Origin of the sequence: Lacticaseibacillus camelliae DSM 22697 = JCM 13995, assembly GCF_001436615.1 — a bacterium.
Taxonomy (GTDB): Bacteria; Bacillota; Bacilli; order Lactobacillales; family Lactobacillaceae; genus Lacticaseibacillus; species Lacticaseibacillus camelliae.
Genome location: NZ_AYZJ01000034.1, coordinates 1 through 24,686, shown reverse-complemented (window position 1 = coordinate 24,686; position 24,686 = coordinate 1). Strand labels below are relative to the sequence as shown.

Below are 24,686 nucleotides of genomic sequence, written 5' to 3'. Positions count from 1 at the left end.
TTTTGAGGAGGAAAAACGATGCTGATCGGAGCCAATGTGTCGATGAAGGGTAAAGGGATGTTCGTGGGTGCGGTGGCGGAGGCTGCCAGCTACGGTGCCACCACACTGCAATTTTACACCGGCGCGCCGCAGAATACGCGGCGCAAGGACGTGTCGCAAATGCGCATTCCGGAGGGCCTTGCTGACATGAAAAGTGCGGGACTGTCCCATTTGGTCATTCACGCGCCGTACATTGTCAATTTGGGTAACACCATCAAGCCGGAAAATTATCCGTTCGCGGTTCAGTTCATGAAGGAAGAGGTTGCCCGCGCCGACGCACTGCACGCCTACGCGATGCCGTTTCACCCAGGGGCTCATGTCGGCGCTGGCGCAGGCGCCGCCATTGCGCAGATTGCCAAGGGCCTTAACCAAATCATTTCACCAGACCAACACGTGCTGATTGCCTTGGAAACTATGGCGGGCAAGGGCACGGAGGTCGGGCGCACCTTTGAGCAGCTCGCGGCGATCATCGATCGAGTCGAGCAGCCGGACAAAATTGCGGTCACCATGGATACCTGCCATATGAGTGATGCCGGCTACGCCGTCAAGAACGATTTTGATGGCGTGCTGAATGAATTTGATCACGTGATCGGCCTGAACAAGCTGGCGGTCATCCACGTCAACGATTCTAAAAACCCCCAGGGGGCGCACAAGGACCGCCATCAGAACATTGGGTTTGGCACTTTAGGGTTTGACTGCTTGAATGCCATTGTCCACCATCCGCAGCTCACGGCCATTCCCAAGATCCTCGAAACCCCATACGTCGGCCCGGACAAGGCGCACATGGTCCCACCATACGGCATTGAGATCAGCTGGCTGAAAAGTCAGCAGTTCCTGCCCGAACAGCTGGTGGCGCTGGGGGCAACGCCGCTTGCTGATTAGTCAAACGCAGGCGTGCAAATTAAAGCGGCCGCTCGTTTGAGAAGACGGGCGGCCGCTGCCGGTTGATTTACTGTTTGGTGGGATCGTCGACCTCGTCAAGGCCCATGTGCTCGAGGATCAGCATCGCGGTTTCCTCGATGGAGCGGTGGGCGGTGTTGATGACCATGCAGCCGATTTTTTTGTACAGGTCATCGGCGTACTGAAGCTCCTCGTTCACCTGATCGCGTGCAGAGTAGGCAGTGTCCGGATCCAGTCCGTAGGCGATCATGCGCTGGCGCCGAAACTCCATCAGTACCGAAGCATCAGTGGTCAGACCGACAATTTTCTTCGGATCGACCTTCCAGATTTCTTCGGGAATGTGCGCGTTCGGGACTAGCGGCAGATTAGCGACTTTCAGGTTGCGGTTGGCCAAGAATAGGGACAGCGGCGTTTTGCTGGTTCGCGAGACGCCGAGCAGCACAATGTCGGCCTCTAGGAAACCTTTCGGGTCCTTGCCGTCGTCGTACATGACCGCAAATTCCATGGCGGAGATGCGATCGAAGTACTTTTCGTCTAGGTTGTGCACAGCACCGGCCACGCCGCTTGGCTGATCGCCGGTTTCAGTGACCACGGCCTTCAGGATCGGCGTCATCACGTCAATGAAGGGCAGGGCGATCTGCTTGGCATACGTGCGCCCGGCCTGCGCGAGCCCCGGCGTGACCAGCGTGGCGATTACGACGGCGCGCGAATCGGCCTTGGCAGCATCTAGCGTTTCCAGCAGCTTCTTTTGCTCGTGAACGAAAGGAAACCGCAGATAGTGCGCACTTTGACCGCTAAATTGGGCCGCGACCGCTTGGGCCAGTTTTAAGCCAGTTTCCCCGATTGAATCCGAAATAATGTAATAATTCGTCTCTTCACCCATAATGCTCCCATCCTTCACTTGGTTGATACCGTTATCATAGCATAATCGGGGTGCGCGCACGCGCCGGCGTCTAATCATGATTTTTTTGCCAAATATCTTGCAGAATTCGCGATTGCCGTATTGACGCGTTTTTTGATGTCCGCTATAATAGTTGAGAACTAGTGATGCAACAATCAATGGTTACGTAAGTGTCGGAGGGAGGGATATCATATGGCAAAGACAGTCGTTAAGAAAAACGAATCTCTCGATGATGCTCTTCGGCGCTTCAAGCGCACCGTATCCAAGTCAGGTACATTAGCCGAATACCGCAAGCGGGAATTCTACGAAAAGCCAAGCGTTAAGCGGAAGTTAAAGTCCGAAGCTGCACGCAAGCGCAAGAAGTTCTAACGATTTACGGACGCGCGCCGATTGGTGCGCGTTTTTTGTTGCAAGTGAAGAAAGGGAGTTCACCATGGCAGTATTGGATCAATTGAACGAACAGATGAAAACGGCAATGAAGGCGAAGGACAAGGCCACACTGAGCACCGTCCGGATGCTGAAGGCCGCCTTGCAAAACAAACAAATCGAAGCCGGTCATGACTTGACCGATGCTGAGGAACAGGCGGTCCTGTCGACCGAGCTGAAACAGCGCAAGGAAAGCATGGCCGAGTTTGAAAAAGCCGGCCGTGAGGACTTGGTGACGCCGCTGAAGGCGGAGATCAAGATTGTTGAATCATATCTGCCGGCCCAGCTGGACGAGGCGCAAGTGACTAAGTTGGTCGATGAGACCATCAAGGAAACGGGTGCGACCGGCAAGGCTGATTTTGGCAAGGTGATGAAGACCCTGATGCCGAAGGTCAAAGGCCAGGCTGACGGTGCACTGGTCAACAAACTGGTCAAGGCCAAGCTCCAATAAGCCACGCATGTGTTTCATGCCGCGTCACGTCGCTGTGACGCGGCTTTTTTATGGTAAAATGAAGGAAACTCAATGAGGAGGCGGCTTCTTGGCAGAAGAATCCGTAGAAAAGTCCCTGTCTCTGGCCAGCACTGATCAGGCCATTGCGCTTGCTGGCATTAATGATGAGAATTTTACCCTGATCGAAGAGGCACTCGATGTGCTGATCGCCCCGTTTGGCGATACGCTTAAAATCAGTGGCACGCCCAAGGCGACCAGCTTGGCTTACCAGCTGATCCAGCAGCTGCTGACGCTGCTGAGCCGCGGCATTGCCATTGCGCCGCAGGACGTCGTGTCAGGCATCAACATGGCCCAGCGCGGCACCCTGGAGTACTTTGCCGACATGTACTCGGAAACGCTGATTCGCGATGCCAAGGGCGCACCGATCCGCGTCAAGAACTTCGGCCAGCGCCAGTACGTGCAGTCCATCAAGCACAACGACATCACCTTCGGCATCGGTCCAGCCGGGACTGGTAAGACTTATTTAGCGGTCGTCATGGCCGTCGCCGCGCTGAAAGCCGGCGAGGTCGAAAAGCTGATTTTGACCCGGCCAGCGGTCGAAGCGGGTGAAAACCTTGGCTTCCTGCCTGGCGATTTAAAGGAAAAAGTCGATCCGTACCTGCGGCCGATTTACGATGCCTTGTACGCCGTGCTGGGGACAGAACACACGAACCGGCTGATGGACCGCGGCGTGATCGAGATCGCGCCGCTGGCTTACATGCGCGGCCGAACGCTTGATAACGCCTTTGCCATTTTGGATGAGGCGCAAAACACGACGCAGGCGCAAATGAAAATGTTCCTGACCCGGCTGGGCTTCTCGTCCAAAATGATCGTCAATGGCGACATCACTCAAATCGACCTGCCGAATCACCAAAGCAGCGGGCTGATCCAGGCGCAGCATATCTTGAAGGAGATTGATCACATCGGGTTTGCCAGTTTTTCGGCCAGTGACGTCGTGCGGCACCCGGTCGTGGCGAAAATTATTGAGGCGTACGCGCAAGCTGACCAACCACAGTAGTCAGGAGGGCCCATGCAAAACTCAGTCAAGTGGCGCAAAAGTGCAGTGCTCGTTGTGATCCTTTTTACGGCGGTGCTGATCGCCGCGGTGGCGTGGATCACGTTGCCCAATCCCGTGGCGGTGAAAGTCAACACGCCGGCGGCAGAGACCATCATCGCCACCCAAACGGTTCAGGATCAGCCGGCCACCGCACAGGCACGCAAGGCTGCGGCCAATGCCGTCACCCCGGTTTACAGCTATGACGCGTCCATCAGTTCGAAACAGCAGGACCAGCTGGTTCGGCTGCAAAAGGCCCTGACGACCACAGAGAATCAGGAGACTTCAGCGGCGCAGAAGAAGTACCAGGCCGCGTCGGCCAAGGACGCCAACGCCGTGTACGTCAAGCCCACGCCGGCGAAAATGACGACCGCTTTCCGCAGTGCCTACGCCAAGGGTGACTACCCGTACTTCTATCAATTTAGCGACAGCTTCTACAAGTCCGCCTTTGCCGTGACGGCCAAGGACCGCGACGCCGTGTTTGCCACGGTAGCGCCCGCGGTCGAGAGGCAGTTGCAGGAGCGCCTGACCAATTCTAATTTGGCGGCAGCGAAAAAAACGGCCACCGCGGAGCTGTCGACGAGTGATCTGACCACTGCCCAGCGGCGGCTGGGCACGACCCTGATCGCGCAAACCATCATCCCCAATCAGCTCATCAACGAGACCAAGACCCAAGCCAAGCAGGCCCAAGCCCGCCTTCAGGTCGACCCAGTTGAGATCGTGCAGGGTCAGGTGATTGTGCAGCAAGGGCAAATCGTGGACAACACGGTGATCCATCAGTTAGGGGTCCTGGGGCTGACGAAACGGCGTGCGCCTTGGGCGTTGTTTGGCCTGCTGGTGCTCGTCGTGGTGCAGGCGATTGCGCTGCTGGCGCTGCTGAGGCAGTATCCGGCGGCCAGCCAGCGCAAAAATGCGCTGCTATACAGCGGCCTGATGGGACTTGCAGTGCTCGTGATGCTGGGCCTGCGGTTTCTGGCCAAAACCGGCGGCGGCAACTTGGCGATGCTGCTTCCTGCGGCGTTTGTGCCGCTGCTCCTGCGGACCTTTATCGGCCGTCGGTTCGCGCTGCTCGCGGCGCTCATGCAGACGTTCTTGGCGTTTTTTGTTTTCTACTCGACGACCGGGACGCTGTTCACCGCCGCAACGGCCATCAGCTATCTGACCTCCGGGGTGCTGGCCGTGATGGTCCAGCGTAAGCGGCTGAACGACGAGGCCAAACTGGTGGCCTTCTGGGTCCTCGGCATCAACCTGTTTTTGACTTTGAGCACACTGCTACTGCAAGGCGCCCGGTTCACCGCGCTGACCACCTGGCAGTCACTGGGGTTTGTGGTGGTCGGCCAGGTGCTGGGCTATGTCCTGGCGCTGGGCGCCACGCCGTACCTCGAGATGATCTGGCAGGACGATTCGGTGTTCAAGCTCAACAAGCTGAGTGACCCGAATGATCCGCTGCTGCGGGAGCTGATGGAAAAAGCCCCAGGGACTTATCACCACAGCATGATGGTTGCCAGCCTCGCGTCCAACGCAGTGGCGGCAATCGGTGGGCGCACGATGCTCACCCGCGTGGCCTGTTACTACCACGACGTCGGCAAGCTGAAGAAGCCGCTATACTTTACCGAGAACCAGCCGGCCGGGTTCGACTCGCCGCACAATCATTTGACGGCTTCGGAATCGGTGCAAATCATTTTCGCTCATGTCACAGACGGGGTGGCGATGCTCAAGGCGCGGCACATGCCGCAATTCATCATTGACATCTGTCAGCAGCACCACGGCACTACCTTGATGAAGTATTTTTACCACGAGGCCAAAGAAGCCGACCCGAGCACTAAAGAAAGCGATTACCGGTATGACGGGCCGAAGCCGCAGACCATTGAGGCCGCGGTCGTCAACATCGCAGACACCTGCGAGGCGGCGGTGCGCTCGATGAAACACCCGACGCAGGCCTCGATTCAGACATTTGTTCACAATATTACCAACGAACGGCTGCTGGATGGCCAGTTTGACGAGGCGCCGATTACCGTCGAGCAGCTGCGACAAGTGGAAGCGTCCCTGGTCGGCGGTTTGACCAGCACGTTCTACACTAGGATTGAATACCCCAAAGACGATGCACCAGCTAAAGGAGAAGCATAATGGATCTGGAATTTTATGATGACGACCACCGCTTGGATGACGCACACACAAAACTGGCCAAGGAACTGGTCGAGTTTGCCGGCAAGGAATTGAACAAGGCCGAAGACACCGAAATGTCGATCACAATTGTGTCCGATGAGGAAATTCACCGCATCAATAAAAAGTATCGGGATACGGATCGCGTCACTGACGTCATTTCCTTTGCAATCGAGGACGGCGATGATGAACAGCTGATCGGGTTTCCTGACATGCCGGAAAACATCGGTGATCTCTTCATCGACCCCGATCAGGTGGCGCGCCAGGCGAAGGATTACGGCCACTCGTTCGAGCGTGAGTTAGGCTACACGGTCGTGCACGGCTTTTTGCACCTGAACGGCTACGATCACATTAAACCGGAAGACGAAGCGGTCATGATCCCGCTGCAGGAAAAGATCCTAGATGCCTATGGCCTCCCCAGATAAGCAAATTAGCAAAAATCACCACTTCGGCCAGTCGCTGAAGCACGCCATGGCCGGCTTATTTGGCGTTTACTTGCGAGAGGGCAACTTCCGGCGGGAAAGTCTGATGGCGCTCTTCGTGTTCTTCTGTGCCTGGTGGTTCAAGGTGGGCCGGTTTCAGTGGTTTATCCTGCTGCTGGCCGTGATGTTGGTGTTTTTGATGGAGCTGTGGAACACCATCATTGAAAATGTGGTCGACCTGGTCGTCGGGCAGCACTTCGACGTGCGAGCCAAACGCATCAAGGACATGAGTGCCGGGGCGGTGCTGGTGGCCAGCGCGATTGCGGTGGTGTGCGGCCTTTATGTGTTCTTCCCGCCGCTGTGGCAGCTGGTGACGAAATGGATTTAGGAGGACGAAAGCGATGAACGAATTGATCGAGGCGGCAAAGCAGGCGCGCGAGAAGGCGTACGTGCCGTATTCTCACTTCAAAGTTGGCGCGGCCGTGCGCGCCGGTGACGTGATTTTCACCGGTTGCAACATCGAAAATGCCAGTTACGGGTTAGCGATGTGTGCCGAGCGGACGGCCATTTTCAAGGCGGTGTCGGCGGGCCACTTACGCTTGGACGCGATTGCGATCATCGGTGACACGACCGGGCCCATTTCGCCGTGCGGGGCGTGTCGGCAAGTGATGGCTGAGTTTTTTGCCCCGGAGGCGCCGGTGACTTTGACTAACCTGACCGGCGCGCAGACTGACACCACCGTGGCGGCACTGCTGCCAGGGGCGTTTACTAAAGGAGATATGCAGAAATGACTCATCATTCAGGTTTTGTTGCCATTATTGGTCGGCCCAACGTCGGCAAATCCACGTTCATGAACCGCATCCTTGGCGAAAAAATCGCCATTATGTCGCCCAAGGCACAGACCACCCGCAACAAAATCAACGGGATCTACACCACGGATGACGTGCAGATCGTGTTTGTCGACACACCGGGGATCCACAAGCCGAAGAACCAGCTTGATGACTACATGGACACGGCGGCACTGTCGACGCTCAACCAGGTCGATGCCGTTTTGTTCATGGTGGCTGCCGACGAGAAAATGGGGCCCGGGGATCAGTACATCATCAACCAGCTCAAGCCGGTGAAGACGCCTGTCTACCTTGTGATCAACAAAATCGACCTGGTTCACCCCGATGATTTGCTGCCGCGCATCAAGCAGTACCAAACCGCGCGTGACTTCACCGGCGTCTTTCCGATTTCCGCGACAATGGGCAATAATGTGGATGAACTGCTGGCAGAGCTGACTAAGGCGCTGCCTGAAGGGCCGCAGTACTACCCGGCAGACCAGCTGAGCGACCACCCCGAGTACTTTGTGGTCGGCGAGCTGATCCGCGAGAAGATCCTCGAGTTGACGCGCGACGAGGTGCCGCACTCCGTCGCCGTTGAAGTTGAGCGCATGAAGGACCGTATCAACGGCAAGCTGCAGATCGAGGCCTACATCATCGTGGAGCGCGATTCGCAAAAAGGCATCATCATTGGTCGCGGCGGCGCCATGCTGAAGCAGATCGGCATTCGCTCACGGCGTGACATCGAGGCGCTGCTGGGTGAGTCGGTCAACTTGAAGCTGTGGGTCCGCGTGCAGAAGAACTGGCGGGACAACAACCAGTACCTGCGCAGCCTTGGCTACAACATCAAGGATCTGCACTGATGGCTCGCCGCGATGTGACCTTCGCCGGCCTGGTGCTGTCGCGGCAGAGTTACCGCGAGTCGGACATGCTGGTCAAATTCGCGACGGATCAGTTCGGCAAGCGGATGTTTTTGCTGCACCGCGCCAGAAAACCCGGTTTTCCATTGGCGGCCGGGATTCTCCCCTTCACGCAGGGCGAGTATGTTGGCACAATCAACGAAAAGGGGCTGTCGTACCTCAGCGCCGTCAAGCAAGCCACGCAGTTTCAGCGGATCGCCGCAGACATTTCACTCAATGCCTATGCGACTTACGTTCTCGGCTTGATCGACCTGGCGTTTCCCGATGGTGAGGCGCTGGGCGGGTGGTATGATTTTGCCACCACGAGTCTGAACCTGATTGATGCCGGGTTTGACCCGGCGATCGTGGCGAACATCGCCGAGGTCCAGCTGCTGGGGGCCTTCGGTGTGGCCCCAAATTGGCGGGCCTGTGTCCTAGACGGGCGAACGGACCTGCCGCTTGACTTCTCCGAAAAATACGGGGGCTTGCTGTGTCAGGACCACTGGGCGCTTGATGACTACCGGTTCCACGTGCAGCCCAAGGCGCTATACCTGCTTCGGCGGTTCTCCGCGATCAATTTACACCAGCTGCACTCGATCACCGTCAGCCCCGCGACCAAACGGGAGCTGCGCCGGGTGCTGGATCGGATCTATCAGGATATGGTCGGGACGGTGCCAAAAGCCAAACGGTTCTTAGATCAGATGCAGAATTGGCAAGATAAATTGCCGCCCCTTAAGCCTTCGGACTCAGCTGAGTAAGCTGGGCCTTTTTTACGCGTGCGACCAGTCGCAAATTATATTATGATTGAACAAGCGTTTACTTGAGTTGGAAAGTGGGTTTGGCAGTTGAAGACACTCAGCATTATTGTTCCTTGTTACAACGCCGCCGATTATATGGATCGCTGCGTGGATTCACTGCTGCCCGGCGGGGCGGCGGTGGAAATTATTTTGGTTGACGACGGGTCGACCGACGCCACGCCTCGTGTCATTGACGATTACGCCCGCCGCTATCCGCGCCAGGTCGTTGCCTTGCACCAGGCAAACGCCGGCCATGGTGGGGCCATCAATGCCGGCCTGAAAGTGGCGACTGGCAGGTATCTCAAGGTGGTGGACTCGGATGACTGGCTGGACGAAGGCGCCTTTCACCAAGTGCTTGCCAAGTTGACCAGCTTTGACGTCCCGGTCGACCTGTTCATCAGCAATTACATCTACGATAAAGTGGGCGTTCGCCATAAAAAGGTGACGCGCTACCGCCATGGCCTGCCGCAGCAGCGCGTTTTCGGCTGGCCGCAAGTACGCTTACCCGTCGGTCAGTACCTGCTGATGCACGCGCTGATCTACCGGACGGCGGTGCTGCGCGACTTGCCGCTGCACCTGCCCACGCACACGTTTTATGTGGACAACTTGTTTGCGCTGGAACCGCTGCCGAGCACGCGGCGGTTGTACTACCTGGATGTTGATTTATATCACTACTACATTGGCCGGCCGGACCAATCCGTTCATGAGTCCGTGATGATCAAGCGCATCGATCAGCAACTGGCGGTCAATCGGCGCATGATCAAGGTGCTTGCTGGTGAGCGTCACCTCGATCCGCACTTATACCGGTACATGGCACGCTACACGGAAATCGTGACTGGTATCTCCTCGATTCTGTTGCTGCGGCAGGGGACTCGGGAAGCTCGGGAGAAAAAGGGCAACCTGTGGCGGTACATGCGGATGACGGCACCACGATTCTACCGCCAGGCGCGCACCAGCGTGGTCGGAATCGGCGTGAACCTGCCCGGCTGGCTGGGCCGGCACACGAGCGTTGATTTTTACCGCCTGTTGCAGCAGATTTACCACTTCAACTGATGGCAGCGGAGATCAAACTGGTTGCCAGCGACCTGGATCACACCCTGCTGACTCCAACCGGGGAGCTGACTGCCGGGACCGCGGCGTTGATTGATCGACTGGCGGCATTGAACATTATTTTTGTCCCGGTCAGTGGCCGTGATCTGCCAACACTTTCGGCGATGTTTCCGCAGGCCAAGTGGCTGATTGCGCACAACGGCGCCATCACCGCCAGCCACCGCCGAATCGTGCAGGCGCGCCTGCTTCCTGCAGCCGTGGTGCATGCGGTGATCACGACCGCTGAGCAACTAGGCGCAATTCCAGTACTGTGCCGGCTGAACGGGACGGAGCTGCTGGAAGGTCATGCGGACCAGACCCGCCAGTTGCGCCGATTTTTCACGCGGGTGACCGAGGTGTCAGCCTTCAGGCAGGTCGGGGATGTGGCAAAGATCACCCTGCTGGTCGCGCCAGCGCGGCTTTTGCAGGTTCAGGCGACGGTGAAGACCCGATTCGGGTCTCGCCTGCAAGTGACTGCCGGCGAGGCCGATGCGCTGGGCATCACTGCGGCCGGTGTCAACAAAGGCCAAGCACTTACAGAACTGGCGCAGGCCCTGAATGTCCCACTGGCGAATGTACTGGCGTTCGGCGATGCGCAAAACGACGCGGCCATGCTGCAGGCCGCCGGGGTGGGGATGCGCATGGCCGATGGGGATGCTGCACTTGCTGCGGTGACGAGCTTGGTCGCACCGCCCAATCGGTTAGGTGGCGTTGATCAAGTGCTGAAACGACTCATCGCAGGTCGAGGCACGTCAACTTGGAAAGGAATTTGAACATGACTTCAGTAAAGTTAATCGCAAGTGATTTGGACCGGACGCTGCTGCTTGCAGATAGCAGCTTGCCAGCAGGCATTTTTGACCGCATCTCGGCGCTGCACAAAGCCGGGATCGAGTTTGTCGCCGCCAGCGGGCGCGGCGTATACACACTTGAGGACTTGTTTGCGCCAGTTCACGACCAAATGAGCTTTTTGGCGGAAAACGGCGGGGTGCTCAAGCACGCCGGGCAAGTGGTCGGGGCCACTTACCTAACGCCCGCGCAGGTGGCAGACATCGTGAATTTTGTCCGGACCCAGCCCAATGTGATTGCGCTTGGCAACGGGCTGGACGCGACATACCTCGACCAAAGCGAGCGGCAGTACCAGCCGGAACTCAGCCATTTCATCACGCGGTTTAGAATTGCCCCGGATTTGGCCAGGCTTGACGCACCGCTAGCGAAGTTGTCACTGTATTTTCCTAAAGGCGGGGCCTATGACGCGATAAAGCCGGTTTACGTCCCGCGATTTGGGGCTGAGCTTGCGCTGACAGTCGGCGGCCCGACCTTTATCGATGTCATGCCCAAAACCACGAACAAGGGTAATGGTCTGAAGCAACTGGGCGCAGTCCTGCACATTGCACCCGAGTCGATGATGGCGCTGGGCGATACCAACAATGACATTGAGATGATGCAGACGGTAGGGTATCCAGTCCTCGTTGATAACGCCACGCCGAACATGTGGCAGTACGGCAAGTATCACACGAAAACAAACGAAGAGCGCGGGGTCCTTGAGGCCATCGACCGTGTCCTGGCGGGGCGTTTACCCGATAAAATCGCACAATAAAAACCGTTCCTTGTGAGAGACACTAATCACAAAGAACGGTTTTTTACGCCAGCGCCTTGAGCGTGGTCGGGGCCAGCAGTTCCTGCGCGTAGGTTTCGGCGGTTTCAAGCGTCACCTTGTGCCCGGCAAGAAAAATCCATTCGAGGATCAACAATACGGTGGCGCTGTAATGTTGAGCGACCAGCTCGACAGGTGTTTTCAAGTGCTTGGGCTGGTCGCTTGCGGCCATCAGATCAGAAAAGACGCCGGTGAAATAGTTGGTAAAATTGAATACCAACGGCGAGTCCAGCGGGTTGTGGGCGACGACCTTGACCAGCAACTCGCGGTGGGCGTCAAAGACGTTGTAAATTTGAGCAAAGGCCTGCAGGAACGTCTCGGAGCTCCTGGCCTCTGAGAGCGAGTCAAGTTTCACTTCCTGGCGCAGTCGATACCAACAATAGGTCAGCAGGTCGTATTTGTCGTCAAAGTAATTGTAGAAAGTGGCACGTGGGTAATCGGCCTGCTGGCAAAGCTCGTTGACACTGATCTTGTCGAAGGGTTTTTCACCCAGCAAATTAAACATGGTTTCCGAAAACGCATACAGCGTGCGCTTCGCACCACGCGTGAGTTTCCGGCTCGGATCGTACTTCATTTTCATTAACTCCTCGGGGACTTTTCTGGACATTTTTCATAAACTGTCCAGATAGAGACATTTGCCCAATCATTGTCTCTTGTATGACTTTCGCCTGTACTTTATCATAGCCTTGAATGTTTGACAAGTGTCTAATCGTATACAGGTGAGTGAGGGGTTTACATGAAGAAATTTTTTGAACGTCACGGCATGGCTGCTGTCACGTGGCTCATTGTCGTCATTTTGGCCGTTGTGTTTATGCCCGACGTGAACGCGTTGGTCCGGGACAACGGGGCAGTTAAGCTGCCCAGCGACGTCCAGAGTCAAGTCGCGACGCGCATTCAAAAGAAAGCCAACGGCAAGCCCGTGCGGACGTACACGGCGGTGTTCTCCAATGGAAAACAGGCGCTGACCAAGGCGCAAACCAAGCGCATTGATCGCACGCTGCACAGCCTAAAAAGTGAATCCGGGCTGCGTGTCAAAGATGTCATGCGTCCAAACGACAACGCGGAAACGCGCAAGCAGCTGATTGCCAAAGACCACACGACGCAGCTGGCCCAGATCACCGTGAAGGACGGTCCGCTAGTCAAGACGCAGGTGGCGAAGCTTCGCGCTCAGCTCAAGGTAGGTGGGGTCAAAACCTACGTCACAGGGGCCGATGCCTTGAACGATGACTTTACCAACGTCACCGAAAAGGGCATTCAGAAGACGGAAATCATCGCCATCATTTTCATTTTCATTGTTCTGATCATTGTGTTCCGCTCACCGATCGTGCCGGTGCTGTCCTTGGTCAACGTCGGGGTCGCGTTTATCACCAGCCTGAGCGTGGTCATGAATCTGGCGAAATACGTGAACTTCCCGATTTCCAACTTCACCCAGGTTTTCATGGTCATTGTGCTTTTCGGGATCGGGACGGACTACAACATTTTGCTCTACGATTACTTCAAAGGGCAGCTGGCTAAGGGCAAGTCGGCGCTTGAAGCCACGCGAGAAACGCGCAGGCACGGCGGCCGGACCGTCCTGTACTCCGGCGTGTCCGTGCTGATCGGGTTTTCGGTGCTGTGGCTTGCGAAGTTCTCCTTCTATCAAAGTGCTTCCGCCGTCGCTATTGGCGTGCTGGTCCTGCTGCCGGTGCTGCTGACACTCAACATGTTCTTTATGGCGACCTTAGGGGCCAAGATGTTCTGGCCGAGCAAGATCACCGGCGCTGAGAGCTCAAGCAAACTGTGGTATGGGTTGTCCCGGGCTTCCATGAGTAAGCCTGCACTGTGGCTTGCTGCGGTCGCCGTCCTAGCGGTGCCTTTCACTGCCGCCATGATGAACGCCAAAGAAAGCTTCAATAACGCTGAAGAAGTGCCAAGCACCTATCAATCCAAGCAGGGCTACTTGGTGATCGAGGACCATTTCTCGAAGGGGATGACAGAGCCGGCGACGGTTTACATTCAAAGCAAGACGCCGCTGGATACGCCTAGCAAGTTAGCGGCAGTCGATGAACTGACGCAGTACCTGCAAAAAGAGCCCGGCGTTAAAACCGTGGCCTCAGTCACCGAGCCTGGTGGCAGCAAGCTGAATCAGATGTACCTGCGCTCGCAGCTGAATACGATCACGAAAGGCCTGAAAACCTCTGAAAAGGGGCTGGCCGCGATCAAGTCCGGCCTGAACGGCGCCAACACCCAGATGAAGGCGGCCAACGTGAGCGGCAGTATGAGCCAGGTGCAAACACTAGCTGATGGCACCAATCAGCTGCAAAGCAAGATGCAGGAAATGCAGTCGGGACTGGCCACTTACACGGCTGGCGTCGCCGCTGCAAACTCGGGGGCGCAAAGCCTCAGCAGTGGTGTGAGTGCCGTGAACAATGGGACCCAGAAACTAAATTCCAGCGCCAGCCAGCTGGCTAGTGGCGCCGATCAGTTGACCCAAGGCGCGCAGGCTTTGAAGAGCGGCACGGATCAAGTCAGTGCCAATACCGCAAAGCTGAGTGACTACGCGAGTCAAGTCAGCGGTGGCACCGATCAGCTCAATCGCAGCATTCAGACGCTGCAGGCAAGCCAGACCGCAATGGCGCCGGAAATGGCCAAACTGCAAAGTCAGCTGGCCAGTTACCAAGCCACGGCCCGGCTGCTCGTCAGTTACCTGAACAGTCAGCCTGGGCTCGGACCGGTTTATGCCAAGGGCGCGCAAAGTGCCGTGACCGGGCTGACCACTGGCTTAGGCCAAATCACTAGCGGCGCGCAGGCGTTGCAAACCGGCATGGGCGCCGCAGGGGAAAATATCCCGAAGCTCAATGCTGGCGCCGCCCAGCTGGCTGGCGGGGCTGCCCAGTTGAGCGCTGGCACAAAGACGCTTGACCAAGGTACTGCCCGTCTGGCCGCCAACTTAAGCGCGCTGGACTTGGGCACGCACCAGGCGGTCTCAGCCATCGGGACGCTGGCCGCAGGGACTAGTCAAGCCGCGACTGGCGCGAACAGCTTGGCTAGCGGTACGGCAAAACTAGCGGCCAATAGCGGGACATTAAACAGCGGCGCCGGGGCGTTGACGAGTGGTTCTCAGCAAGTCAATGCCGGCGTCCAGGAACTGAACACTAAGCTCCAGCAAATGAGCGGGCAGCTGACTAAGCTCGAAGACGGGCTTGGTTCTGCCACTGATGGGTTGACGGCGCTGGAAAAAGGTTCAAATTCAATGGACCAGTACCTCACCGAGCTGCAAGGGTCCTACATGGGCAATCAGTTCTACCTGCCCAAGGCAACGATTCATTCCAAAGCCTTCAAGCCGGCGCTGGATGCGTACATGTTCGACAACAACAAGATCACCACAATGACCATTGTGCTCAAGGGCGATCCAAACTCGGATCAAACGGATAAGCAGTTCGGGGTCCTGCAGCGGGATCTGGCTGCAAAGGTCAAGCACAGCAGCCTGGCCGGCACCACGGTGGCCATTGGCGGGCAAACGGCTCAAAACCATGACCTGCGTAGTTTAGCTAATGGGGATTTTCTGCGTACCGCCTCGATCATGGTGATTGGGATCTTCATCGCGTTGATTTTTGTCACTGAATCCGTACTGCAACCAATCACGATTCTCGGGACGCTCGTCACCGCCTACGTGACCTCGATGGGCATCACCCGGCTGCTCTCCAATGTTGTTTTGGGGCGGCCGCTGCTGAGCTGGAACACCCCGTTCTTCACGTTCATCATGCTGATGGCGCTTGGGGTGGACTACAGCATTTTCCTGATGGTCCGCTTTCGCGACGGCCGCAGTGAGCCCGACATTCGCATTCGGATGCTTAAGGCCGCCACGACAATCGGTGCGGTCGTGCTGTCCGCGGCTATTATCCTGGGTGGGACCTTTGCGGCGCTGATGCCAAGCGGTGTCACCACGCTGATCCAGGTCGCACTTGGCGTGATCATCGGCCTGATCCTGCTGGTCATTCTCTTGCCAATCACGCTCTCGGCGCTGGTCAGCTTGAATGAATGGCACATTGAGCGCGAGCACAAAGCGCCTGATCAAGACGAAAATTAGCCACGCTAAAACCCGCAGCATTCACTGCTGCGGGTTTTGTGGTATTCTGACTGCGGAGGTGCACGCATGAAGAAAATGGCGATTTATTGTGGGGCCTATTCCGGGCAACCCGTGTACGAGCAAGCGGCGCGAGACTTGGGGGCGTGGCTGGTCGCAAACCAATTTGAGCTGGTCTACGGCGGTGGCGGCGTTGGCCTGATGCGAACACTGGCGGAATCAGTATTGGCTGCCGGCGGTGTTGTTCATGGGGTGATGCCGGCGAATCTCTACGCGCGAGGGGCCGGTCTGGCCGGGCTCAAAGACCTCGAGGTCGTGCCGGACATGGCCGCGCGCAAGAAGCGCATGCTGGCGCTGGCCGACGCGTGCGTGGCGCTGCCAGGTGGGGCCGGCACGCTGGAGGAGATCAGTGAGGCGTTTTCGTGGGCCCGCGTCGGCGATAATGCCAGCCCGTGCGCGTTTTACAACGTCAATCATTATTACGATGGCTTGGCCGCCTTTTACGATCACATGGTGGCGGAAGGTTTTTTGACCGCCGCCGATCGCAGCAAGCTTCTGTTCACTGCGGACCTGACTGAGCTGGGACACTTTATTGATAGTTACACCCCACCGCGCTTGCGCACCTACCCCAAGCAAGGACGCGCTTGACCACATCAGCGCGCGTGCTATACTTGAATCAATTGAATCGGTGATGAGAAAAAGCGTTGCAGGTCATAGACCATTCAGCGAGCAAGGGGCAGTGCAAGCCTTGCGGGCCGGGCTGCGACGGGCGTTTTCGAGCCATGTTTAAGTAAGGGCAAGTCTCTGACTTGAAGTAGGGTGGAACCGCGTGACGAGCGTCCCTATGCTGATTTTGGCATAGAGGCGCTTTTTTTCATGACCAGAAAAGAGGAAGTTATGACACAAAAGATGAGTGTCCAGAAAATGATCCAGACGCTGCAGAACTTTTGGGCGGACAAGGGCTGCATGCTGATGCAGGCCTATGATACGGAAAAAGGGGCCGGCACCATGAGCCCTTACACCTTCCTGCGCGCAATTGGCCCGGAGACTTGGGCCGCGGCGTACGTGGAGCCTTCGCGCCGGCCGGCTGACGGCCGCTACGGGGAGAATCCCAACCGGCTGTACCAACACCACCAGTTTCAGGTGGTCATGAAGCCGTCACCGGAAAACATCCAGGAGTACTACCTGGACTCACTGCGCGCGCTGAACATTGATCCGCTCGAGCATGATATTCGTTTCGTCGAAGACAACTGGGAGAACCCGTCAATGGGCTGCGCCGGGGTTGGTTGGGAAGTCTGGCTCGACGGCATGGAAGTCAGCCAGTTTACCTACTTCCAAGTCGTCGGCGGCCTTGAAGTGTCGCCGGTCACCAGTGAGATCACCTATGGGGTGGAGCGCCTGGCTTCCTACATTCAGGACGTCAACTCGGTGTTCGACCTTGAATGGGGGGACGGCGTGCTTTACGGCGACATTTTCAAGGAGCCTGAGTACGAGCACTCCAAGTACTCGTTTGAAGAATCTGACCAGGACATGCTGCTGAAGTTCTTTGACGCGTATGAGAAAGAGGCATGGCGCTTGATGGACCTCGGGTTAGTGCACCCGGCCTATGACTACATTCTAAAGTGCAGCCACACCTTTAACCTGCTGGACGCGCGCGGCGTGGTTTCGGTCACCGAACGGGCCGGCTATCTGAGCCGGATCCGCAAGATGGCGCACAAAGTGGCCCGGGCGTTTGTTGCGGAGCGCAAGAAGCTGGGCTTTCCGCTTTTGAAGCACCAGGTTGAGGAGGCAAACTAATGGCGACATACTTACTAGAAATCGGGCTGGAAGACATGCCGGCTCATGTGGTGACCCCGAGCGTGAACCAGTTCGCGCAAAAAGCGGGCAAGTTTCTCAAGGACAATCATCTGGACTATGAGACTATCAACACTTATTCCACGCCGCGGCGGCTGACAATCGAAGTGCTGGGTCTGGCGGACAAGCAGGCCGACACGGAAGAAGACGTCAAGGGCCCGGCAAAAAAAATCGCGCAGGACGCTGACGGCAACTGGAGCAAGGCAGCCATCGGGTTCACGCGCGGCCAGGGTATGACCGTCGACGACATCGAGTTCCGCGAACTGAAGGGCGTTGAGTACGTCTACCTGCACAAGCAGACAGCTGGCAAGCCGGCAGCCGAGATTTTGCCTGGGCTGATCGATGTCGTGAAGGGGTTGACCTTCCCAACGCGCATGAAGTGGGGCAACTATGACTTCGAGTACATCCGGCCAATTCACTGGCTGGTGTCGCTGCTTGATGACCAGGTCGTGCCGATGCAGCTGCTGGACATCAAGGCTGGCCGCCGCACCGAAGGTCACCGCTTTTTGGGTCACGCCATCGACCTGAAGCAGGCTGGCGACTACGTTGAGGCCCTGCGCGGCGAAAAAGTACTCGTCGACGCCGCGGAACGCAAAGCACTCATTCGGCAGCAGATCGCCCAAATTGCGACCGACAATCACTGGAAGATCGATCTTGATGCTGATCTGCTGGAAGAGGTCAACAACCTGGTCGAGTGGCCGACCGCCTTTGCTGGGCGCTTCGACCAGAAGTACCTGGATATCCCAGAGCCGGTTTTGATCACCTCCATGAAGGACAACCAACGCTACTTCTATGCGCGTGATGCGGACGGTAAAATGGTCAACGCGTTTATCGGGGTCCGCAACGGGAACACTGAGCACCTGGATAACGTCATTCGCGGCAACGTCAAGGTTCTGACCGCACGGCTTGAAGACGCGGCGTTCTTCTACGCGGAAGACCAGAAGAAGACCATTGCGCAGTTTGTCGAGCGGCTGAAGACTGTCAGCTTCCACGACAAGATCGGGTCCATGACCGAAAAAATGGCGCGGGTCGGCACCATTGCCGGATTGCTTGCGGATCACGTGGGCCTGGCTGAGGCGGACAAGCAGAAGCTGCTGCGCGCCGCCGCCATTTACAAGTTTGACCTGGTCTCCGCCATGGTCGGCGAGTTTGCCGAACTGCAAGGCGTCATGGGTGAGGTCTATGCCAAGCTGGCAGGGGAAGACCCGGTCGTTGCTCAGGCTATTCGTGAGCATTACGAGCCGATCTCCGCCGACGGTGCACTGCCAGAGTCTGAGGTGGGGACACTGCTGGCCATTGCCGATAAGCTGGACTCGATCATGAGCTTCTTCGCCGTTGATCTGATTCCCACCGGTTCCAATGACCCGTACGCGCTGCGGCGCCAGGCTTACGGCATCGTCCGCATGGTCGCGGCCAATCACATTGGCTTTGACATCTCGGCACTGCAAAAGCAGGTGGTCGCGAAGCTCACGCAAAACGACCAGCTTGCCGGCCTTGACTGGGAGAAAAACCAAACCGCAGTGGCAGACTTCTTCCGCGACCGGGTTGGCCAGTTCCTAAGCACCGGCAAGATCCGTCATGACATCCTCGATGCCGTTCAGAACGCGCCAACGGTTGATGTTGAAGGGATGATTGCCGCGGCCAAAATTCTCACCGCCCATCAGGACGATGCGGACTTCAAGCCAACGATGGAAGCGCTCGGGCGCGTGCTGCGGATCGCCGACAAGTCGCCCCAAAACGTGGCTGTTGACGTGTCGCTGTTTGAAAACAGCACGGAAAAGTCGCTGCATGATGCCGTCAGCGCAGTCAAGGCCCACTTTGACGCGCAGCCGAGTGAAGCCAACTACCAGGCGCTGCGCGGCCTGACGGATGTCATCACCGATTACTTTACCGAGACGATGATCATGGCGGACGATGAGCGGGTGCGCACGAACCGGCTCGCCGAGTTGACTGGGCTGGCCAACCTGATCCACCAGTTCGGCGACATCACCGCGGTCATTGTTAAATAGATTGCTTTTTCAGACCGCAACCGCTATACTATAGCTTGTGTTAGTCTGTCGTAAATGGCAAAAACGAAGTCGCATTTCAAACTTGAAGTGCGACTTTTTACCGCTATGGAGGGAGGATTGCGAATGGCTCTGATCCCAAAAGAAATGATCGATAAGGTCCGCACCTCAGTGAACATTGCGGATTACATCGGCCAGTACGTGCAGTTGCGCAAGCAGGGGCAAAACCTGTTTGGTCTGTGCCCGTTCCAGGCAGAGCATACGCCGTCTTTTTCCGTCTCCGAGGGCAAGCAGATCTTTCAGTGCTTTTCCTGTGGGCGCGGTGGCAATGTCTTTCAATTTGTTCAAGACTACGACCACGTCAATTTCCCTGAGGCCGTGGTCAAGGTTGCGGCTTTTGCCAACATTTCACTTGGCGTGCAGGTCACGCCCACTAGGCGGCCTGAAGACCCGTCCAAGACCCGGCAAAAGCAGCTTCTGCGTGAAGTCACCGACATGATGCACCACCTGTTAGTCAACACCAAGGGCGGCGAGCCGGCTCTTGCGTACTTAACTAACCGAGGGCTCAGCCAGGCGACCATCGATCATTTTGAAGTGGGTTACGTGCCGGCTGACCGCAGTCTCATGAAGAAGTTTCTGGACAGCCGAAAGGCCACGTATGACGAAGAGCGTGCCAGCGGCCTGTTCGTGGAAGATGACCAAGGGCATCTTTTCGATCGCTTCAACGACCGCGTGATGTTCCCACTCAAGGACGCATACGGCGACGTGATCGGTTTTTCCGGACGGATCCTGACCAAAGAGGCCAGTTCCGCCAAGTACCTGAACAGTCCGGAAACGGAGCTGTTCAACAAGCGCGATGTGCTGTTTAATCTCGATCAGGCGAAGGCCACGTTCAAGGATAACGGGGCGCTGCTGTTTGAGGGCTTTATGGACGTGATTTCCGCGTTTCAGGCTGGCGTCCCTAACGGCATTGCGTCGATGGGGACCAGTCTGACCCAGGAACAGGTCACCATCATCAGCCGCCAGACCAAGCGCCTCACCATTTGCTACGATGGCGATGCACCGGGACAGCACGCGGCGGACCGCGCACTGGAATTGGTGCGTGATCATCCGCAGCTGCAAGTGGGCGTTGTGGTCCTGCCGGATGGGCAAGACCCGGACGAGTTCATCCAGGCTCACGGCGCTGAGGCCTTTAGCAAACAAGTACAGCACACGCTGACACCGATTGGATTTCGCCTCAACTACCTAGTGGCGGACCGCGACATGACCTCGGATCAAGACAAGCTCGCGTATATCGACGCGGCTTTGAAGGAAATCAGTCAAGAGCCTGAGCCGGTCGCGCAAAGCGTGTATCTGAAGCAGGTCAGCGACTTGACCGGCGTACCGGCCGAGACCTTGCGCCAGCAGCTGCCGGCAGTGCCAAAGCGCGCCCCGAGCGACGCAGAGTGGGGCACGCCACCGCCCCCACCGGAGGCCTACGATGAGCAGCCGGAGGCGAGCGCGCCAGTGGCGGCACCGCACTATGACCGGTACGAAAAGGCCGAACGGCAGCTGTTGCAGCTGAGTTTTCATGATTCGACCATTGCCACCAGGCTGCACCGGACGGGATTTATTTTTCCCGACGCCGACTATCAGAATTTGTTCGACGCCTGGCTGGCTTATGCCAAAGACGAGCCGGCGCCAACAGTGGCAGGGTTCATGGATAGCTTAGACCCCTCGCTGAGCCCAACGGTGGCCACCCTTGATTTTGAGGAGATACCGGACACGGATGACGACGGGGTGACCGCACTCATTCAGGCAGTAGGCCAGCGCGGGCTCAAGCAGGCGCTGCAACGGGTCAAGCAACAGATGACCCAGGCGCAGCAGCTTGGCGATGAGGCAACGGTCGATGCGATGTTAGATAAGTATATTCAGTTGCAGCGCCAATTGAAGGCGGCAGCTGGAGAATGAAGTTATAGGAGGCACTTTTATGGCTGAAAAAGATACGACAAAGAAACAAACTACCAAGAAGGCGACTGAGGCGAAGTCAGTTGTCAAAAGCGCGGCCAAGAAGGCGCCTGCTTCCAGCGCAAAGAAAACCACTGCGGCGGAGAAAAAATCGGTTACCGTAAAGAAGACAGCGACGAAAGCGACCGCCAAAAAAACGACGAACAAGAAGGCTAGTGCCAAGCCAACCGCCGCTGAGACGAAGAAATACGATGCTGCAGTCAAAAAGGTGATCAAGGATTACAAGAAAGACAAGCAGATCACCAATGAGGAACTCGTCAAGCAGATCGTGAAGCCGTTTGCGTTGAAGAGCGAGGCGGTTGACGACTTGATGCTCAAGCTCGAGGATAACGGCATCTCGATTGTGGATGAAAATGGCGATCCTGCTGAAGCCAGCCTGAAGAAAGAAAAGCCGGTCTCCAAGAAGGCCCTTTCCGACCTGTCTGCGCCAACCGGGGTCAAGATCAACGATCCTGTGCGTATGTACTTGAAGGAAATTGGGCGCGTGCCGCTGTTGACAGCCGATCAAGAAGTCGATTTGGCGCTGAAAATCGAACAAGGCGATCAGGAAGCTAAGCAGCGGCTAGCGGAAGCTAACCTGCGGCTGGTGGTTTCAATCGCCAAGCGTTACGTTGGGCGCGGCATGCAGTTCCTGGACCTGATTCAGGAAGGTAACATGGGCTTGATGAAAGCCGTTGAGAAGTTTGATTACCGCAAGGGCTTCAAATTCTCGACCTACGCGACCTGGTGGATCCGCCAGGCCATCACCCGTGCCATCGCCGACCAGGCCCGCACCATCCGGATCCCTGTTCACATGGTTGAAACCATCAACAAGCTGATCCGCATCCAGCGGCAGCTGCTCCAAGACCTTGGCCGCGAGCCTACGCCTGAGGAAATCGGGGCCGAAATGGACATGCCAACTGAAAAGGTCCGCGAGATCCTGAAAATTGCTCAAGAACCCGTGTCGCTTGAAACGCCAATCGGCGAAGAGGACGACTCACACTTGGGTGACTTCATCGAGGACGACAACGCGACCTCGCCTGAGGATCACGCCAGCTACGAACTGCTGAAAGAGCAGCTGGAAAACGTGCTCGACACGCTGACCGACCGTGAGGAAAACGTGCTGCGTCTGCGTTTTGGTTTGGACGATGGGCGCACCCGCACGCTCGAAGAAGTCGGCAAGGTCTTTGGCGTCACCCGTGAGCGGATCCGCCAGATCGAAGCCAAGGCACTGCGCAAGCTGCGTCACCCGAGCCGTTCCAAGCAGCTCAAGGACTTTTTGGAATAAGCATTAAAGTGCTGGCTGCGGCCGGCGCTTTTTTGATGCCAAGCGGGTGGAACTGCTCCCGCAACCAGCGTGCTGCCGCCAGCTTTCGTGTATACTAGAGGTATCATCACCCCAAAGGAGTTCAACTATGTCACCCATTCATCTCTCAAAACGGCTCGCGCATTTAGCAGCTTTCAACAATGACGGTCGGCGCATTGCCGATATCGGCACCGATCATGCATACATTCCCATTTACTTGGCGCAAACCGGGCAAATCGACTACGCAGTGGCCAGCGACATTGGTGCGGGGCCGGTGGCCATCGCGAAGGCCAACATCCATGCCGCCGGGCTCGACGACCAGATCGTGGTGCGCCAGGCCGATGGGCTTGCCGGGCTGACGGCCGAAGATGCTTTGGACACGATTTACATCGCCGGCATGGGCGGCCAACTGATCGAAGAAATCCTTGAGGCGGGCCGGAGCCGGCTTGATGGCACCGAGACCCTGATTCTGGGGCCCAACCGGGACGCCGAGGCGCTAAGGCGCTATCTGGCCGCGCACGAGTTCAGCATTCTGGATGAGGACCTGGTTGAAGACGCCGGTCATGTGTATCCGCTGATGAGTGTCGGCCAAACCCGGCCGCAGGTTCCCTACACCGAGGCCGACTTGATGCTGGGTCCGGTGCTGCGGCGTAAGCGCACCGCCTTATTCCTGAATCAACTCGAAATTGAGATCGACAAGACGGAGGCCGTTCTTCGCGGACTCGGCAATGCGACCCAAGTGCCTGAAGCAAAAATGGCTGACGAGCAAGCGCGGCTTGACTTGTTAAAGGAGGAATTCCATGCTGAGCGGAAATGACATTATTGCGCAATTCGAACAGTTCGCCCCTCAGACTTTGGCCGTGCCAGGCGATCCGGTTGGGATTCAAATCGGTGACGGCACCAAGGCCGTGCACACGGTGCTCGTGACGCTGGATGTGCGGCCGGAAGTGGTGGATGAAGCGATTGCTTTGAACGCCGACATGATTTTCGCGCATCATCCAGCGGTGTTCCATGCGCCGAAGAACTTAAACTACGCCGACCCTCAAAATGCGATGTACGGTGAGATCGCAAGGCACGACATTTTGGTTTACGCCGCCCATACAAACCTGGACCGAGCCACCGGCGGCATGAACGACTGGCTGGCGGCCGCCATGCACCTGAGCGATGTGCACCCGTTCATCGAGGCCGGCGACGAAGCCAACATGGGCCGCATCGGCACCTTGAACTCGCCGACGACGGTCGAGGCGTTTGCCCACGAACTGAAAACCATTTTTAACGTCGGTGGGCTGCGGGTGATTGCTGACGACCTGACCTTACCTGTGCAAACCGTGGCGGTGGTCGGCGGCGATGGGGGCCAATTCTACCCGGATGCCCAGAAGGCCGGCGCCGATGTCTACGTGACAGGGGACGTGTACTACCACACGGGGCACGACATGCTGGCGCATCACCTGCCAGTCATCGATCCGGGCCACCACATCGAATCGATCATGAAAGGCAAGGTACGCGAGCTGCTGATCGGATGGGCAGAACAGAACAACTGGCCGCTGCACGTGGTCGCATCGACGCTGAACACGGATCCGTTTACTTTTATTTGAATTCCCACAAACGAGAGGCTGAGACACAAAGCGGTTTTAGCCCAAAACGCAGGCGTCCCTGCATCGCGATTCGAAGTGCGAATCGTGATGCAGGGGCGTTTGCGTGTCTGGGCGTTGCTTTGTGGAACGCGACTAGGTCAATTATGTCTCAGCCTAGTCTCCTACGATTAGTCAAGGGCTTGGAACTAGGTTTTAGGTCTTGAATTTGTGATCAT

23 protein-coding genes are annotated in these 24,686 nt (G+C 57.1%); 21 read left to right on the top strand and 2 right to left on the bottom strand.

All coding sequences use genetic code 11. From position 1 onward, the window contains the following. Positions 1–18 precede the first annotated feature (18 nt). Positions 19–921, top strand: coding sequence for a deoxyribonuclease IV (locus FC75_RS07275; protein WP_054661475.1), 903 nt, complete (start codon positions 19–21; stop codon positions 919–921). Between the two features lie 67 nt (positions 922–988). On the opposite strand, the gene FC75_RS07270 is transcribed toward FC75_RS07275, so the two are convergent. After that, positions 989–1,822, bottom strand: a complete 834-nt coding sequence (locus FC75_RS07270; protein WP_056989515.1) for a pyruvate, water dikinase regulatory protein — start codon at positions 1,820–1,822, stop codon at positions 989–991. A 210-nt stretch (positions 1,823–2,032) separates the two neighbouring features. Between FC75_RS07270 and rpsU the strand changes: the two genes are divergently transcribed. The 12 genes from rpsU to FC75_RS07210 all read left to right on the top strand — a co-directional run bounded on the left by rpsU (position 2,033) and on the right by FC75_RS07210 (position 11,601). Continuing rightward, positions 2,033–2,209 carry a 30S ribosomal protein S21 gene (gene rpsU, locus FC75_RS07265; protein ID WP_054661478.1) on the top strand — a complete coding sequence of 59 codons (177 nt, stop codon included), beginning with the start codon at positions 2,033–2,035 and terminating at the stop codon, positions 2,207–2,209. A 64-nt stretch (positions 2,210–2,273) separates the two neighbouring features. Continuing rightward, positions 2,274–2,717, top strand: coding sequence for a GatB/YqeY domain-containing protein (locus FC75_RS07260; protein ID WP_054661481.1), 444 nt, complete (start codon positions 2,274–2,276; stop codon positions 2,715–2,717). Between the two features lie 88 nt (positions 2,718–2,805). Next, complete coding sequence (locus tag FC75_RS07255) at positions 2,806–3,774, top strand: PhoH family protein (protein WP_056989514.1); 969 nt, start codon at positions 2,806–2,808, stop codon at positions 3,772–3,774. A gap of 12 nt (positions 3,775–3,786) precedes the next feature. Beyond that, positions 3,787–5,937 (top strand): HD family phosphohydrolase, encoded by a 2,151-nt coding sequence (locus FC75_RS07250; protein ID WP_056989513.1) that lies wholly within the window; start codon positions 3,787–3,789, stop codon positions 5,935–5,937. After that, a complete protein-coding gene (gene ybeY, locus FC75_RS07245) occupies positions 5,937–6,398 on the top strand; it encodes an rRNA maturation RNase YbeY (protein WP_054661490.1) in 462 nt (153 codons plus the stop codon). The genes FC75_RS07250 and ybeY overlap by 1 nt, the downstream gene beginning before the upstream one ends. 46 nt (positions 6,399–6,444) lie before the next feature. Continuing rightward, complete coding sequence (locus FC75_RS07240) at positions 6,445–6,783, top strand: diacylglycerol kinase family protein (protein WP_235808711.1); 339 nt, start codon at positions 6,445–6,447, stop codon at positions 6,781–6,783. Positions 6,784–6,796: 13 nt separating this feature from the next. Continuing rightward, positions 6,797–7,186, top strand: a complete 390-nt coding sequence (locus tag FC75_RS07235; RefSeq protein WP_056989512.1) for a cytidine deaminase — start codon at positions 6,797–6,799, stop codon at positions 7,184–7,186. Then, the gene (gene era / locus FC75_RS07230) at positions 7,183–8,082 is read left to right on the top strand and encodes a GTPase Era (protein ID WP_056989511.1); all 900 of its coding nucleotides are present in this window, start codon (positions 7,183–7,185) and stop codon (positions 8,080–8,082) included. The genes FC75_RS07235 and era overlap by 4 nt, the downstream gene beginning before the upstream one ends. After that, positions 8,082–8,876 carry a DNA repair protein RecO gene (recO, locus tag FC75_RS07225; protein ID WP_054661496.1) on the top strand — a complete coding sequence of 265 codons (795 nt, stop codon included), beginning with the start codon at positions 8,082–8,084 and terminating at the stop codon, positions 8,874–8,876. The genes era and recO overlap by 1 nt, the downstream gene beginning before the upstream one ends. 87 nt (positions 8,877–8,963) lie before the next feature. Next, positions 8,964–9,968 (top strand): glycosyltransferase family 2 protein, encoded by a 1,005-nt coding sequence (locus FC75_RS07220; protein WP_054661499.1) that lies wholly within the window; start codon positions 8,964–8,966, stop codon positions 9,966–9,968. Next, on the top strand, positions 9,968–10,777 hold the full coding sequence (locus FC75_RS07215) for an HAD-IIB family hydrolase (protein ID WP_054661502.1): 810 nt from the start codon (positions 9,968–9,970) through the stop codon (positions 10,775–10,777). Before FC75_RS07220 ends, FC75_RS07215 begins: the two co-directional genes overlap by 1 nt. A gap of 2 nt (positions 10,778–10,779) precedes the next feature. Continuing rightward, complete coding sequence (locus FC75_RS07210; protein ID WP_056989510.1) at positions 10,780–11,601, top strand: HAD-IIB family hydrolase; 822 nt, start codon at positions 10,780–10,782, stop codon at positions 11,599–11,601. A 43-nt stretch (positions 11,602–11,644) separates the two neighbouring features. Here FC75_RS07210 and FC75_RS07205 read toward each other — a convergent pair whose 3' ends face one another. Next, a complete protein-coding gene (locus FC75_RS07205) occupies positions 11,645–12,265 on the bottom strand; it encodes a TetR/AcrR family transcriptional regulator (protein WP_082397646.1) in 621 nt (206 codons plus the stop codon). A gap of 129 nt (positions 12,266–12,394) precedes the next feature. Here FC75_RS07205 and FC75_RS07200 point away from each other — a divergent pair, with 129 nt between their 5' ends. The 8 genes from FC75_RS07200 to FC75_RS07165 all read left to right on the top strand — a co-directional run bounded on the left by FC75_RS07200 (position 12,395) and on the right by FC75_RS07165 (position 24,471). Further along, positions 12,395–15,727, top strand: coding sequence for an MMPL family transporter (locus tag FC75_RS07200; protein ID WP_082623124.1), 3,333 nt, complete (start codon positions 12,395–12,397; stop codon positions 15,725–15,727). Between the two features lie 66 nt (positions 15,728–15,793). Further along, entirely contained in the window at positions 15,794–16,372 is a 579-nt protein-coding gene (locus FC75_RS07195; protein ID WP_056989509.1) for an LOG family protein, read from the top strand. 249 nt (positions 16,373–16,621) lie between these two features. Further along, positions 16,622–17,521, top strand: coding sequence for a glycine--tRNA ligase subunit alpha (gene glyQ, locus FC75_RS07190; RefSeq protein ID WP_056989508.1), 900 nt, complete (start codon positions 16,622–16,624; stop codon positions 17,519–17,521). After that, positions 17,521–19,587 carry a glycine--tRNA ligase subunit beta gene (gene glyS, locus FC75_RS07185; protein ID WP_056989507.1) on the top strand — a complete coding sequence of 689 codons (2,067 nt, stop codon included), beginning with the start codon at positions 17,521–17,523 and terminating at the stop codon, positions 19,585–19,587. The genes glyQ and glyS overlap by 1 nt, the downstream gene beginning before the upstream one ends. A gap of 129 nt (positions 19,588–19,716) precedes the next feature. Next, complete coding sequence (gene dnaG / locus FC75_RS07180) at positions 19,717–21,534, top strand: DNA primase (RefSeq protein WP_054665902.1); 1,818 nt, start codon at positions 19,717–19,719, stop codon at positions 21,532–21,534. A gap of 19 nt (positions 21,535–21,553) precedes the next feature. Continuing rightward, positions 21,554–22,858: an RNA polymerase sigma factor RpoD gene (rpoD, locus tag FC75_RS07175; RefSeq protein ID WP_082623123.1), complete on the top strand. Its 1,305-nt coding sequence runs from the start codon at positions 21,554–21,556 to the stop codon at positions 22,856–22,858. A 127-nt stretch (positions 22,859–22,985) separates the two neighbouring features. Continuing rightward, positions 22,986–23,693, top strand: coding sequence for a tRNA (adenine(22)-N(1))-methyltransferase (locus FC75_RS07170; RefSeq protein ID WP_054665896.1), 708 nt, complete (start codon positions 22,986–22,988; stop codon positions 23,691–23,693). Beyond that, positions 23,677–24,471: a Nif3-like dinuclear metal center hexameric protein gene (locus tag FC75_RS07165; protein WP_054665900.1), complete on the top strand. Its 795-nt coding sequence runs from the start codon at positions 23,677–23,679 to the stop codon at positions 24,469–24,471. The genes FC75_RS07170 and FC75_RS07165 overlap by 17 nt, the downstream gene beginning before the upstream one ends. Positions 24,472–24,686 lie beyond the last annotated feature (215 nt).